Annotated in this window: 12 protein-coding genes; all 12 read right to left on the bottom strand. The window is 49.2% G+C overall.

Going from position 1 to position 13,410, the window contains the following annotated elements; translation table 11 throughout:
• Window positions 1-12 precede the first annotated feature (12 nt).
• Window positions 13-2,979, bottom strand: a complete 2,967-nt coding sequence (locus tag DYE26_RS04685) for an AHH domain-containing protein (RefSeq protein ID WP_082207754.1) — start codon at window positions 2,977-2,979, stop codon at window positions 13-15.
• A gap of 26 nt (window positions 2,980-3,005) precedes the next feature.
• Window positions 3,006-3,413, bottom strand: coding sequence for a DUF4280 domain-containing protein (locus DYE26_RS04680; protein WP_036622608.1), 408 nt, complete (start codon window positions 3,411-3,413; stop codon window positions 3,006-3,008).
• On the bottom strand, window positions 3,410-4,075 hold the full coding sequence (locus DYE26_RS04675) for a hypothetical protein (protein ID WP_036622606.1): 666 nt from the start codon (window positions 4,073-4,075) through the stop codon (window positions 3,410-3,412). The genes DYE26_RS04680 and DYE26_RS04675 overlap by 4 nt, the downstream gene beginning before the upstream one ends.
• Window positions 4,072-4,605 carry a hypothetical protein gene (locus DYE26_RS04670; protein ID WP_051985415.1) on the bottom strand — a complete coding sequence of 178 codons (534 nt, stop codon included), beginning with the start codon at window positions 4,603-4,605 and terminating at the stop codon, window positions 4,072-4,074. Before DYE26_RS04670 ends, DYE26_RS04675 begins: the two co-directional genes overlap by 4 nt.
• A gap of 10 nt (window positions 4,606-4,615) precedes the next feature.
• Window positions 4,616-5,722, bottom strand: a complete 1,107-nt coding sequence (locus DYE26_RS04665; protein WP_036622604.1) for a pentapeptide repeat-containing protein — start codon at window positions 5,720-5,722, stop codon at window positions 4,616-4,618.
• Between the two features lie 14 nt (window positions 5,723-5,736).
• Window positions 5,737-7,239: a phage baseplate assembly protein V gene (locus DYE26_RS04660; RefSeq protein ID WP_036622602.1), complete on the bottom strand. Its 1,503-nt coding sequence runs from the start codon at window positions 7,237-7,239 to the stop codon at window positions 5,737-5,739.
• 347 nt (window positions 7,240-7,586) lie between these two features.
• Complete coding sequence (locus DYE26_RS04655) at window positions 7,587-8,429, bottom strand: DUF4367 domain-containing protein (protein WP_051985414.1); 843 nt, start codon at window positions 8,427-8,429, stop codon at window positions 7,587-7,589.
• A complete protein-coding gene (locus tag DYE26_RS04650) occupies window positions 8,426-8,992 on the bottom strand; it encodes a sigma-70 family RNA polymerase sigma factor (RefSeq protein ID WP_036622600.1) in 567 nt (188 codons plus the stop codon). Before DYE26_RS04650 ends, DYE26_RS04655 begins: the two co-directional genes overlap by 4 nt.
• Window positions 8,993-9,276: 284 nt before the next feature.
• Window positions 9,277-10,323, bottom strand: coding sequence for a hypothetical protein (locus tag DYE26_RS34025; protein ID WP_051985413.1), 1,047 nt, complete (start codon window positions 10,321-10,323; stop codon window positions 9,277-9,279).
• Window positions 10,324-10,389: 66 nt separating this feature from the next.
• Window positions 10,390-11,184: a hypothetical protein gene (locus tag DYE26_RS04640; RefSeq protein WP_051985412.1), complete on the bottom strand. Its 795-nt coding sequence runs from the start codon at window positions 11,182-11,184 to the stop codon at window positions 10,390-10,392.
• Between the two features lie 254 nt (window positions 11,185-11,438).
• Window positions 11,439-11,756: a winged helix-turn-helix domain-containing protein gene (locus DYE26_RS04635; protein ID WP_051985411.1), complete on the bottom strand. Its 318-nt coding sequence runs from the start codon at window positions 11,754-11,756 to the stop codon at window positions 11,439-11,441.
• An 864-nt stretch (window positions 11,757-12,620) separates the two neighbouring features.
• Window positions 12,621-13,406 carry an ABC transporter permease gene (locus DYE26_RS04630; protein ID WP_036622598.1) on the bottom strand — a complete coding sequence of 262 codons (786 nt, stop codon included), beginning with the start codon at window positions 13,404-13,406 and terminating at the stop codon, window positions 12,621-12,623.
• Between the last annotated feature and the right edge of the window lie 4 nt (window positions 13,407-13,410).

The following is a 13,410-nucleotide window of genomic DNA, read 5'->3' as shown; positions in this document are numbered from 1 at the left end:
ACAATAATGGAGCTACTTCATCAATTGACTCAATTTCCGTTCCCAAAGTTCTACTGTTGCTCCTTGGTTAGGATAGAGAGGCAATCCTTTTTCTTGAAGGTACCTAAGATTCTTCTGCAAATCAAAAACCTGCTTTTGTAATACATCGACGCTTTCGTTAATATCCATTCGATTTAATGCCCTTTCAACTACTTCATTATAAACGGAATGGTATCCTTGATGTCTAGCCATAGGACTAATCTGGTTGTCAGGTACTCTTAGGAAAACCCCATTTGAAGCATGGTCAAAATCCATTCCAATTTTTTTGATAACTGCATGGTCTTTCATTTCTGAAGGAATAACGTGTTGAGCCTGATAACCAGACCATTTTTGTGAACGTTTTAATCCCATTTCCTCCATCATATTCTTACCTAATTTGGTCGAATTACCCCCAGTTACTACACCTGGGCTTCCAGGAATAAGTCTCTGATTATTACCCGTCCCCTCAGCCTCTTTCTCTTTCTTTTCTTCTTCTCTTCGCCGTCTTTCCTCTTCCTGTCTCTCTTTATTACCTCTATCCTTCCTCTCATCTCCCCCGCCACCATGATGTTTCCGGTAATCATTATTATACTCCACCTCAAAATGACGTCCTAGGCCTCCCCCGCCATTGCCTGCGAAGCCGAGGCGTCTTCCACCCATGCCGCTCATCCAGCCTGGCAGGCTTATGGAGAGTCCTTCCAGGATTTCCTCAAAAGCTTCCGCCGCTTGCTCCAAAGATTTGAAGCTTCCGGTTTTTAGCTTGCCGTCCCCCAGTTTGGGAGTTCCGTGTTCATCGGTGAAAAGTGACTTCATTTTTCCTGCGAGCCCCAGGCCTCCGGCTGCACCGGCCGCGCCCATTTCTGCGTTCCCCAGGGCCCGGCCTGCCGCGCTTTTTGCCTTCAACATGCTGGCGGCTTTTTTGGCGACTCCGGCTCCTCCGGCAGCGGTAAGGCCGATATCCACCGCCAAACCCGCAGTTTCAATCGAGTCATACCCAATCTTATAGCTCTCGTCTTCCCGGTCGGTGAGCGGGTTCGGCAAGCCGTTGTTCCACCATTTGACTAACGGGTTAACGAACTCCTTTAAGGTCTCTCCGCCATCATGCAGCAGCTCGGGGACCGATTTTTGAAACGTCACCGCTTCCAATACGTATTGTCCCGTATGGATGGCCGACTTCACCGTCTCATTGCGTTCCGCCAGCGGCTTGACCTCTTCGTCGGTAAACAGACCGTAGTATGATCTGACCAGAGGATCTCCAAATTGCTGCGTCAAAAGCACGTCCGAGATATCGCTGGCCGTGTTCCATAAACCTTTAACGAAGTCTACGGCTCCATCCCATTCCCCTTTTAAGGTCGCCCCAATATTGTTTAGGGCAACTTCCCCGACGGCATATGCCGCCCCTTTCTCCTTAAGCACCTGCTCAAACGGAGACAAGAGTCTCTCATACGTTTGGTGCAGACTTCCGGCCAATTCGACCTTCTGTGCGCTGAATTCAGCGGATTCATTATGCTGTGCCTTACTGTTCTTTGCTTCTACATCAAGACCGTCCGTTCCTTCCACCCGGATCTGGCCCGCCCGCAAAAACAAACTTTTCGATGTACTGACATTTATTTTTTGCGAGCTCTGAAGACGAACTCCGCCCGTCTGGTTCATCCCGATATACAAGGTATCTTCCTGTGCGCTGATCAACAAGTCCGCATCGCCGAGCACGATTTCTTTGCCTTGCGGGTTGCCGAACGATTTGACGCCCGGGTCCTGCATTTTGCGCTCATATTTGTCAGCCGGACTTTCCGGCAAACTCTCCGCAGGTAACGCTCGCCCGGCTCCTCCAACCACAGGCTTAAACGCTGGAGCAGGCTCCATCCGCACCGACTGAATGACCATCGCCTCGTCCTCGTCCGCGCTGGGAAAATACAGCTTGATCCGGCTGCCGATTTCCGGCATCATATACCAAACCTGACTGCCTTCGGCGGCATAAGGGAACCACTGGGCATCTTTCGGATCCTGCCGTTCGTCCATATCCAGATGAATGCGCACCTGGTTGCGGCTGATTTGTAAAATCTTCCCTTCGATCGCCGCGCCAATCACCGTGGAATTATATTTCTTCGGAACGATCAGCCCTTCCGGACGTCCGCACTCGTAACTCCAAGTCAAAACTCCCTGACGCATCCGGGCCGTGCGTTTGTAAATGGCAAAGGTTACTCCCCCGCACTCCACCTCATCGCCAAGCTGCAAAATTTCCGGCCATTCGAACGTATACCCGGTATGCCGAATAACTTCTTCCCCCGCAGAAGCTTCATTTGCAGCGCTTAACGATGCCAGCGGAATCATTTTCCGCTCGTACACGAGGGGGACATTTTCCAACTTTAAGCGGCGCCGGCCTTGCGGCAGCCCCACCCAGAACTGAATCCGGTGCGCCGTAATATTCGGGACCAGCACCGCCCCGGCATGCGAAGCCAAACGCTGCAAAAAACTCCAATCCGTCTCCTGATACTGCAAGATAAACCGTCCGGTCGCCCGTTTGGCAAACGCTTCATCGATCATATCCGCGCCGGGATAGCCGCCGATCACTTGGCGAATGACCTCGACGTAGGATTGACCCACATGCTGAAAAGAGCGGTTCCGTAGTGTCGTGTCCAGCTTGAAGCTGTGCGACACCGCCGCCAGTTTTATATTCAGCCGGTCCATCGCCTTCGAAATTTCGATATCGTACAATTGCCCTTTAAAAAGCGGCTGATCCTGCCCCGCATCATCGGTGTGCCAAAGCTCGATCAAATCATCCGGACTCGTTTGCCTAAGGATCGTCTCTTCCACAGCCGGATCGGCGCTCCCTTGAATGCTTAGCCGCGCATGTTCCCCGGCCGTATGGCAAAGTTCCACCCCAACCAGGCGGAGCGCACCGTACGGCCAAATCATTTTTAACTGCCCATATGTAATGACGTTATCGGTGGTTGCAGCCACGTTCCTCCCCTCCTTCCCTCGAGAAATCAGCCGCCCTGCCCATCGTTCGTAATGGTAATGATCCCCCCGGGGCTTTTACATGTGCAGCGCAGCGTCGATTTGCTCAGCAGAGCCTGCTCCCCTTCGATCAGAACATCCTCCTTGCCATCCGTCCATTTCGACCCGAAGTCGATTTTCGGCTTGCAGATATTGTTTAACAATTTACACATGCCAAAAGCGCCCACATTGCTAATGTTGGCATCGGGTCCGCAGACGCAATCGGCAATATTCATCACCGGCTTGCCTTTGACATATACGCCGTGGCTGAGCGGCAAATTAAGCACCCCCGGGCGATTCCCTCGATCGCATTCGAGTTCGGCCCCCCGAACCACATAAGAATATTCCGCGTTTAACGCCCCGAAGCTGTATGCCATTAATAATTGCTGCAGGTTCATCGGCTGACCTCCTTTTCGGCTTTTTCCCAGCGCAGCGCCCCCGCCATAGCAAAGGCAAGCGGATAATAAAGCCCCGCTTCCGGCAAAGGAAACTGCACACTGGCCATCAATCCTTTTCCGCTGCTCCCTTCCATTTCACGCTGACAGTAACCAACCAGCACTACCTGGTAAAAGGGCTTGGCACCCGCCAAAAAAAGCGCCTCATAATAAGCAAACGGCTGCTTCTTCCCAGGGTAAACGCCCTTTCCCTGAACCTTCATTTCCGGTTTTGCAAACAAGCTGTTCGTAAGCATCATATCGCGCACCGCCTCCAGCTGCGCTTCACCCAGCTTGATGTCCAGCCATTTCACTCCAAAGCCTGCGGCGGCCGTGCGATCCAGAAAGTAACTGCGCGTAGGATCCGGCCTCCCTTGCCCGATCGGAATGTCAGGGTGAAACGATTCCGGCATCAAAAGCGCCAACTGTCCGCCCAACGCGCTCCGCCCTGCGACGCCGATCGTTTGTCCGTCGCGCAAGTCAATCGTTCCCCGCTCCAGGCCTTCCAGACATTCGTCCATGCCGACGCTCATCCACGAATCGTCGTTGGCGGCCTCGGTCAGCTTCCGGTGCATCAGCCGCTGATTGTACGCCGTCAAATACTGTTCATCCAAATATTCGGTCACAGAGCATACCCTCCATCCAGTTCGGTCTTTTCCAAAACAAAACCGCTTAACCCCCGGCGCAAAAAACTCTCGGCGGCATGGAGGCTGATCGCAAGGTAGCTTTCTCCCCTTCTCGGTCCGCGAATCTGCACGATGTGATGCCCCCGCAGCTTGCCCCGGTCCAGCACCAGACGTTTCACCGACCCGTCATGGACGTGGTATTCCGTAGCGGGCGACAACACGTCCACGGACGGATAATCGGCAAGCCAGTAGACCAGGTCATTCCCGGATGAAGGATCAACGATATAAACCTTCTTGAACCGGATAAAAATGTTGTATTTCTCCGCAATATTTTTCAGCGCGTCCGAGTAAAGCGGTACCGGATCGGCGATCCAGTCCACCGCTTCCATCGCGGGGTCCGGCCTGGCTTCCAGCACCTGTACCGGCGGCAGCTCATGAAAGGGCTTCTTCAACAAGTCGATCTGCAGCACGGCCGGTTTATGTGCTATACGCGGATCGTTTTTCATCACAAAATAGTCAGGCAGCCTCATCATCCCCTCTCTATTCGATCCAATGAACCGATCCTGCCTGCTCCTCGCTCAGGTCCAATTTCTCCCGGTCCAAAGCGCGAAAGCGCGTGCCTTCCAGCGAAGCCTCGTGAAAGCTGACCCTTCCGTTTAAACCCGCCGCAGTAAAATCCGCCCCGTCCAGCCTAGCCCGATCGAAGCGCAAGCCCAGCAGTCCCGGCAGGCGGTAAATGGAATCCAGCGGCTCCAGCCGGCCGATATTCACGAATACCGCGCCCTGCAGATCGCTATCGGTAAAATCGGCGTCGGTAAGCAGGCTTCCGCGGAACTCCGCCCCGTTTAGGTTTGCTCCCCGCCAACTCGTCCCGACCAAGTTGCATTCCACAAAGCGGCAGAAACTAAGGTAGCCCCGGCTGAAATCGGAATACGGCATCTTCTTTCCGTTAAAGCTTTGCCCGGTTAACGACAAGCTGCGAAAATGGGCATAAGCCAGCCTTCCGCGATCCCCCTCATCCGATTCGAGAAGCGCCTGTATTTTTTCCGCCTCGCCCGCCTGCTTCTCCTCCCAGTACAATATCTCGCCCCGGTCCATCAGTTCCCCCGTCCTGATCTGCAGCCGGTCAGCTTTGTCGAGCGCGGCAAACTCGGGAACTTTTACGAGTTCAGGCATAGCTGTCCGCAATAAAGCGGTGACGTATTGGTCAAACGCGGGAGCGCACTCGAGCGCCAGCCGCTCCGCATCGGCCCCGCTCAGCAGCCCCATATATTTCTTGCTTTCCCGTTCCAATTCGGCCAAAAGGCGCGAATAACTCCGGTAGGCCCAGCCGGCGTCATACGTAACCGCACACTCGGCCTCGTCAAAATAAAATTCGCGCGAATCGGCCGCTAGCAAATACGTAAAGGATTGATCCAGCAAGGAGGTGCGCAGCATGGAATAATGAATATAGGCGATCGGCGCTTTTTGCGAACGCTGCTGCATGTCGGAAGCCTGGCGGCATAACGCAGCAAAAGACGCTTTCAGTTGTTCCGTCAGCCGCTGCCGGTTATGCAAAAACTCCAGCTCCGCCTCCTGAAGACAGTCACCAAGCAAAGGGAGTACTTTTTCTTCCGAAAGTTGCCGTAACACATCCTGCTTATTCATAGGCGTTCCTCGCATCAGTTCATTTTGATTTCCGACCCGGACAATAAAATCTCCTCTTCCAAAGACAAGGTGCTGCCCTTGCCGGATAATTCGATTTTGTCCGCCGACAGCTGCAGCATCTGGGAGGACAATACCAGCTCTCCACCCGCCGTAATGCCGATATCCTTGTCGCTTTTGATCGTAATTCCCTCGCTGTCGCTGATGATGATGGACATTCCGCCCGAGGAGATCACGATTTTGTCCGGGGCCAGCACGATTTTTTTGCCGTATTTCGTTTGCAGCGTTTTCACCGCCGGATCGGCCATCACATCCTCGCCATTGTCTGAGCTATGCGGCTCGGAGGCTGAGGCTGCCGCCGCTTTTCCCGGGGCTGCCGCAGCTGCGGACGTCTGGCTTTTTAAAGGTGCCGAAGCCGGGTTTGTCCGTTTTACCGAACTGATCGCGTAGCCTTCTTCCTCTTTGTAGCTGGGAAAATAGATGCGCAACTGGTCGCCGACCTCCGGCATGCAATACCAGCCCGTCTGTCCCTCCGATGCATAGATGGTCGAGTAAGGAAACCAGAAATCGGTGGCCGGATCGACCTGCTCGTCCATATCCAGCTTTACCTGCACCTTGTCCTTCCGCACCGCCAGTACCTTGCCGTGAATGGACGCCCCGATAATCGCCCGATTGAACATTTTGATCGGACGCAGTCCGCTGCGCGGGCTCAGCTTATAGCTGTGCTTCAGCAAGCCTTGCCGCAGCTCGCTTACCGCTTCGGCGACCAGCCACGGCCGCCCCTGAAACAGCACCTCATGCCCCGGCTCCATCAGCTTGTCCGCCTCCACCTCATATTGCAGAAAATCCTCGTTCCGTACCCCGGGAATGCGGTTTTCCGCAGCCGTCTGGTAGGCGGAGACTCTTTTTACGGCTTTGTAGTTATGGACCTGCAGTTCCCCCTTGCTTAAGCCCATCGGCATCCCGAAATACAACTTGGGCACCCCGTATCCGACAGCCGGAATTAGCGGTGAGTAGAAATGGGAAGCCAAGCGCTTCAAAAACTCCCAATCCGTCTCATCGTACTGCATCACAAAGGTGCCGATCGCTTTGCCGCTGGAAGCGACGTCCAACACATCGGCTTCTTTTCCGTACTCCGCCACAATGCTTTTGATTAACTCGGTATAGGTCAGGCGCGGGTTTTGAAACGACCGCTTCCGCCGCTTCATATCCAGCTGGTGCGTATGGGAGATGGCCTCAACCGTCATATAGTTAATCCCGTTAACCGTCTTGACCTTAACGTCCAGGGCGATTCCCCGAAACAGAGCATGCCGGCCCCCTTCCCCATCTTTAACAAAAACCTTCACCTGCGTCTCTTCATCCGAAGCCTTCATGTAATAGTCGCGTAAGTTTTCATCAACCGTCCCGGCAAAAATCAAGCGGGCATGATCGTTCGCCGTTTTTACGACTTTCAGTTCATGAAGATGTATCAATTGGTAAGGCATAATTTCGATTTGGCTAAGCGTAATCTTCCCGTCCATGTTCCACCTGCCCGTATTAATTTTTTAACAATAATCCATATAGTTCCATTAAATCTCTATATATCCCTATATCGGTCAATATTGTATAGGTTTTAATATAACGTAAGGATTGCAGCCCCTGTTATGGACCGTTTAAGGTCGCTGGGGTCCGTCTTAGCAACGCAAAGGCTGTCCAATTCGCATACACGTATCAAGCTGCTCCCTCTTTTGCTTAGTGAGGACCATTGAAGGGAGGCTGATAAATAGATAGCCATAGAAAAAAGCCGCACAGGACCAAATCCCGTACGGCCAATCATCTTGAATTGAGCAAATTGCGTAAATCCAATAAACGTCTTTCGATTTAGTAATTAGCGGATCGACTCGGCAATGCGGATGATTTCGTTTCTGTCCACACTACGACTGGAGAGGTAATATAATGCGTCCTTGGTTTCCCAAAGCAGAGCTCTGTCATCCATCAGGATTGCTTTAACGCCATTCAACTGCAATTCCTCAAGCTTGCCGTCCGTACCCGTGCTGTACGCGGTTTCTTCATCAGGCAGCCGCTGCTGCATGTAGATACTGCCTTTTGTCTCCTCGTTTGTAAAATGGAGAGTGACATATTTGCCGCTTACCTCCTCCGCGTCACGATAAAATTCCGCGCTGTCGAAGGCGTATCCCTCTGGCAAATACTGCGGGAGCTTTACCGGAAAGTCGGCATAGTCGGCCAGCTTCGTTGTGTCCTTTATGCTGAGTATATGCTCCGCGATGTCCGGGTCCCGCTCTTCCTTTTTAACAGACTGCTTGCCCGTTGATTCTGCCGGTTGTGCCTGAGGTTCTGTCTGTGCGACCTCAATATGTCCCAGATTGAACGAAGCCAGCACTTTATCTACTATATCCTGTGCAAAGGAAGGCTGGGCAATGGCTATGCTCAGTACTCCGGCAGCCAGTGTCGCGCTCAGCGCGATGGCAGGACGTTTGAATCCGCGTTTATTTTTCATTGTGTTTGCCTCCTGTTTATTGTTCATGGTCCGTACTTTAAACAGCACGGCGCTGCGGTTGGAATATTGGCTGAAATCCTTGCCGGACAGCGCTTGACTGAGCTCCAGCAGCTCACGGTTTTCTTTTGTATCGGCCAGATCACCGGGAACTGCACCGTGCTGGCAAGCCTCCATATCACGCAAGAACTTATCGTTGTTGCCTTTGAGTCTCATAACTGATCCACACTCCCAAGTTCAGCTTTCAGTTTTTTCATGGCACGGTAGAGAATCACGCCGATATTGCTTTCGGACAACCCGGTAATCTGGGCAACTTCCGTGTTCCGGAGACAGGCTCCGAATTTCAGCGCCACCAGATTCCGCTCTCTTTCATCCAGTTTGTTCAGCGCACCGATCAGTTTGTCGCTCCGCTCTTCCCGCAGGATCAGGTTTTCCGGGTCTTTTTTGCTTGATACCAGTTCCCTGACCGCTTCCAGCGAGAAAAACTGCCGTCTTTTTTGCCTTCTGTAGTAGTCGTTCACGACATTTCTGGCGATCGCGAACATCCATACCTCAAAAGGAGCTTTGTTTTGCGAATACGTATCCAGCTTGCTTAATATTTTCTCAAACACCACACTCGTCAGATCCTCGGCCGTATGAATGCTGCTCACACGATAGCCGATATAGTTGAAAATCCGTTTATAGTAGGCTTCAAAAATCTCTGTAAACAGCCTGTCTATTTCCGTCTCTTCCCTGATCTCCTCCTGCATGAAAGGGTGAAGCAGCGCGCGGTCTTGCATCACTTGAGAATCTCCTTTCGCCAATGTATTACCTGGCCAAGTAATTCAACAGTTAATACGCCTTTCCTCCGGTTCCATTACAAAAAAATACCGGCTCCTGATCCCAGGAAACCGGCATTTTTAACTGTACACCCGTTTATTCTTCCCATATTCCCCACCTTTGTTATAAGACCAGCCATACATGAACATCACTTTCAATAAATTAAAGCGGAATCCAACGCCCCAAACTTCTCGATTATTGAGGTTTGGACGGATCCCGCTCGACTTTCCCCCTTCATTTGCTGCTATTTAGAACCGGGTCGAATGTAACTGAAATTATTGATAAACCCGTCATCTTGAAGAAATATTGGCTCCGCTTTCTTAGTTGTCAGGTCGAGATAAAATACCCCTCTTTGATCTGCTTTGGCATTTGCGTCTTCACCCAAGTAATAAATGCCTTTCCCATCCTTAGACAGAGCTATACCGCTTCTCGCTATAAAAGGTAAATCTATTTTCGTTCTTTCACCTGTGTTAACATTAATCATGCTATACTCCACCGAACTGCCATTAATCACTTTTGTCGTGGCTATCAGAATTTGCTCACCGCTTACGGTTAAACATAGAATTTGCTCCTCTTTCAGTTCGATGATTTTGCGAGTCGCTAGCGTTGCATTGTCGATCTCAACGATCGAGTGATTAGGCGGGATCATATCCTTATGCGCTTTATTTGCTTTCCTTAATTGAATGTAGTCCTGGGCTTCAGAGTATTGGGCCGCATACGTTTTGTTGGTTTCCGGATTATAAGCGATGTCCCACGTAGTGGTATCCAAATCTTGATCATTCACAAAGCGAATATCACCGGTTTCCTTATCAAAAAAGCCAATTTTCAAGTTTCTTTCGCCTTGTTTTACCGCTACCATAATCAGCTTGTTATCGGCAGTAAAAGGAACAATACTGTTGATCGCAAAAAGATTGGAACTTAGCTGCTTTGAAACTTGTGTCTTTAAATCATAAACAAAAAGTTCGTCTTCATCCTGCTCCCCCTCCCCAGAATAGTAAATTTTCTGCTCCGGTAAAGAAGCCGACGTTAGGGGATATTGTGATGTATAGGGTAATTCCGTCACTTTAGTCAACTTTTTGCTGTTAAGCTCATAACTGTACACCTCCATCGTCATGCCATCGTTTGTATCCGTCCCGTTCGTATACTTGGTATAAGTGATGCTCAGATAGTCGCTTAAATCATTATTCAGGGACTTATCGGATATTTTACTATACATAGGACTGCAACTGACCAATGAAGCGGTTAAAAGAAACAATATAACTAATTTCATACCAACGTTTATTCTTCCCATATTCCCCACCTTTGTTATGAAACCCGGGAACAATATATTGTCCCCGGGTACAACCTATTTGTTGTATTAAAAACTGTAATAATACCGCCCACTAAACGATACGTATTCTGACCAGTCTACCCCAAAATCCTCTACGGTCGTTTTCCAAAGATCCAAAACTGCATCATGAAGAGCACCATTATCCCTTTTTTCTACAGTACCCGATTCGTCATTATCCAAATTTCTAACACGCAGTCTAGTTCCATGTTTTGGATTATCAATGTCACCCCGAGTAGCCGCATCGCCACGTTGTAATTTACGTTCGTTTTCTCCCTTTTTATCCGTAAAATTGGTTATTCGCCCTTCACCTTGCACTTTGCTTTTTGAAATGATTATCGTATTATCATGTTTACCATAGGTGTAGGTTCCAACCGGCTTTCTGGTTCCTTCTGGCAAAGCCTTATATTTAAAAGGAACAAAGACACCATCGTCTTGGATAAGAAATTGTTTAATATAGCCTTCGCCGTCATACTCAACTCGCAAACCGGGTTGCGGTGCTGGATTTTCAATTTTATATACCGGATAGTTTGCCGCTTCCGCTTTAATCTCGTTTACTAATTGATTTTCTTCATCAAGCGCCTTTTGTTCGTCCGGGGTAAGGTTGGATTTCAATGGCTTCACACTGGAATTAGATTCAGTTACAGGTGTTCCCTCTTCAACGATCACCATCTGATTATTCGCATCATATTCAATCACGGTTCCAGCATTCATTCTATCAGGGACTTGGTCATTTTGAGATTCAGCCGAAACCATCGATGTAATACAGAGACCTACTAAGCAAGTTGCAGATAGAATTTTGAACATATTTTTAATAACCTGCAATTTGCTGCATCTCCTTTATTTGAGTTTCGACGCCTCGGGCTTTTCATGATGTTGCGAACAGCTTGCAATTCTCTCCTAGTAAGCAAAAGACACCTACACCACATTAACAAATGGTTTCTACCAAAAGTTACAGCTAATGAGTTTTTCATAGATCACCCCATTTTCTACATCTCCTGTTATTTATTTCACGTTCATTATAACAACCATTTCATGTCGAATTTCTTTCAATCATTCAAGTTATTCGACAAAAATGCCTATTCCCTATTTGCCGTTAGCATATATCCGATGCCTTTTATTGAAATTAAATATTTTGGTTTTATTGGATTTACTTCAATTTTCTTCCTCAATCGACTTATGTACACCTGCAAATCACTTACGCTTATTTCAGTAAAAAGTACAGATAAAAGCTCATTATACCGAACGATATGACCTAAGTTCTCTGTTAATCGTGTTAACAACAGAATCTCGCTATGTGATAAAGCACATGGCAGATCATTTTTCATGAAAATAGACTTATCAAAGTCAATATAACTGTCTCTTCCAAGGGGCAACTTATGGATTGTCAGGTTCATATTCTTGTTTCCTCTCTCTATTTTCCAATTATTAGAATAATATAAAAGAGAGCGACTTGTCCTTACAGAATGGTTACACTGGCGGTTACAAAGTCATTACAACTATATACAGCCCCGCCGAGAACTGGAAGAGATAGTTGCAAAATATACATTTACTTATCCGGAAATGCTGCCACAACGCTTGATTAAATGTAAAACCTGCAATTCCTACGCTATATTTCGAACAGCAGCAAAGAGACGAGGAAATACCTGTATGAAATACAATTAAACGATTGATTGGGTAAATGGATATAAAGTCAGTTGTATGATTTGCAATTCATGGTCAGAGCTAGGCCGATCCAAGCACATTTTTTTCCGCCATCCTCCCAGCTCATAAGGTGAAATAAATAGGCAGCGGTGTTTTTCTGTTTTGGTCAAGGCTAAAAAAACCGGATTACTGGTTACGAATAACCAATAATCCGGCTTTTCCGAATGACATATTCGCTTCTAGTGCGTGTTCAAAAAGCCGGCTTTTCAGCACCGAAGCTTATGCTTACGATATGCGTTTTTTCATAACGCTTTAGGTTGGATAAAGCTAGCGACGTCAGGAGCGGAGCGTACGTTTGGGTACGTGAGCGCCTGAAATGTTTCCGTAAGAAACATGCTTCGGAAGCATATGCTTGGCCCGGCTGAATTCAAGATTCGATGTCGAGACCACTTCACGACCTGCTTCGTGATAAGAAAAACTTTATCGATGTACATTCTCAGAAGACAGACCGCCTTAAGATGAAGTTTTTCTTGCGATATAAAGAAGTGCTGCACGGATGGTTTTGCATTTTATATCTTCAAAAGATGACTTTTTGAACAACCTCTTACAGGCAAAAGTTAAGACCCCGCTCCCCGGTACCGCTTCACGCCGTAGTTCCAAGCGGTGATGCCGATCGCCAGGAAAACCGCGCCAACGACCGGAGTGAGCCAAGCCATCATCTGCATCTCCTCCCGGTGCAAAAACAGCGAAGCCGGATAAACGCCGACGAAAGCGAACGGCAAAATCCAGGTCAGCAGCACTTGAATCGCCCGGTTGTAAATCGTCACCGGATACCGGCCATACCCCTGCACGTTGTACATCAGCGGCAAAATGCCGGTCGGCGCGTCGGAATAAAACGACAGCGAGGTCAGCGTCGTGTAAATCCCGGTGTAAATGGCAACCGCGCTTAATGTGAACAGAATCAGGGCCGGGATTGTCCACCACTCAAAATCAAGGCCCAATTGCCCCCCGCTGACGCCCATGATGATTAGGCCGATGATCGAGCCGACGAGCGCCGGCGGATCGACGTTTTCCAGGAAGATCTGGAACAGGTTGTAGGCCGGCCGGGTCATGATCCGGTCCATTTCGCCTTTGACGATATAACGTTCGCTAAAGTTCCACATGTTGACGAAGCAGCTGAACACCCCAAACGGCACCATAAAAAAGCCGTAAACAAACACCACTTCGCTTTCGCTCCACCCGCCGAGGCTGTCGGTATGCATGAAGATGACGAAAATGAAGATCAGGTTTGTCGCCTGGAACAGCAAATCGGAAATGACCTCCACCCAAAAATCCGCGCGATAGGTCAACCGGGTTTTCATATAATTTTTCAAATATTCGCCAATGAGGCCTAAATAATACATGTTG

The sequence above is a fragment of the Paenibacillus macerans genome, from assembly GCF_900454495.1.
Lineage (GTDB): Bacteria > Bacillota > Bacilli > Paenibacillales > Paenibacillaceae > Fontibacillus > Fontibacillus macerans.
Note: the sequence above shows the minus strand (reverse complement) of the source record. Positions and strands in the feature narration are given on the sequence as shown.

Coding starts and splice junctions, on each gene's coding strand:
- DYE26_RS04680 (WP_036622608.1), bottom strand. CDS start 3,413: ATGAACCTGCAGCAATTATTAATGGCATACAGCTTCGGGGCGTTAAAC.
- DYE26_RS04670 (WP_051985415.1), bottom strand. CDS start 4,605: ATGAGGCTGCCTGACTATTTTGTGATGAAAAACGATCCGCGTATAGCA.
- DYE26_RS04665 (WP_036622604.1), bottom strand. CDS start 5,722: ATGAATAAGCAGGATGTGTTACGGCAACTTTCGGAAGAAAAAGTACTC.
- DYE26_RS04660 (WP_036622602.1), bottom strand. CDS start 7,239: ATGGACGGGAAGATTACGCTTAGCCAAATCGAAATTATGCCTTACCAA.
- DYE26_RS04655 (WP_051985414.1), bottom strand. CDS start 8,429: ATGAGACTCAAAGGCAACAACGATAAGTTCTTGCGTGATATGGAGGCT.
- DYE26_RS04650 (WP_036622600.1), bottom strand. CDS start 8,992: ATGCAAGACCGCGCGCTGCTTCACCCTTTCATGCAGGAGGAGATCAGG.
- DYE26_RS34025 (WP_051985413.1), bottom strand. CDS start 10,323: ATGGGAAGAATAAACGTTGGTATGAAATTAGTTATATTGTTTCTTTTA.
- DYE26_RS04635 (WP_051985411.1), bottom strand. CDS start 11,756: ATGAACCTGACAATCCATAAGTTGCCCCTTGGAAGAGACAGTTATATT.
- DYE26_RS04630 (WP_036622598.1), bottom strand. CDS start 13,406: ATGTATTATTTAGGCCTCATTGGCGAATATTTGAAAAATTATATGAAA.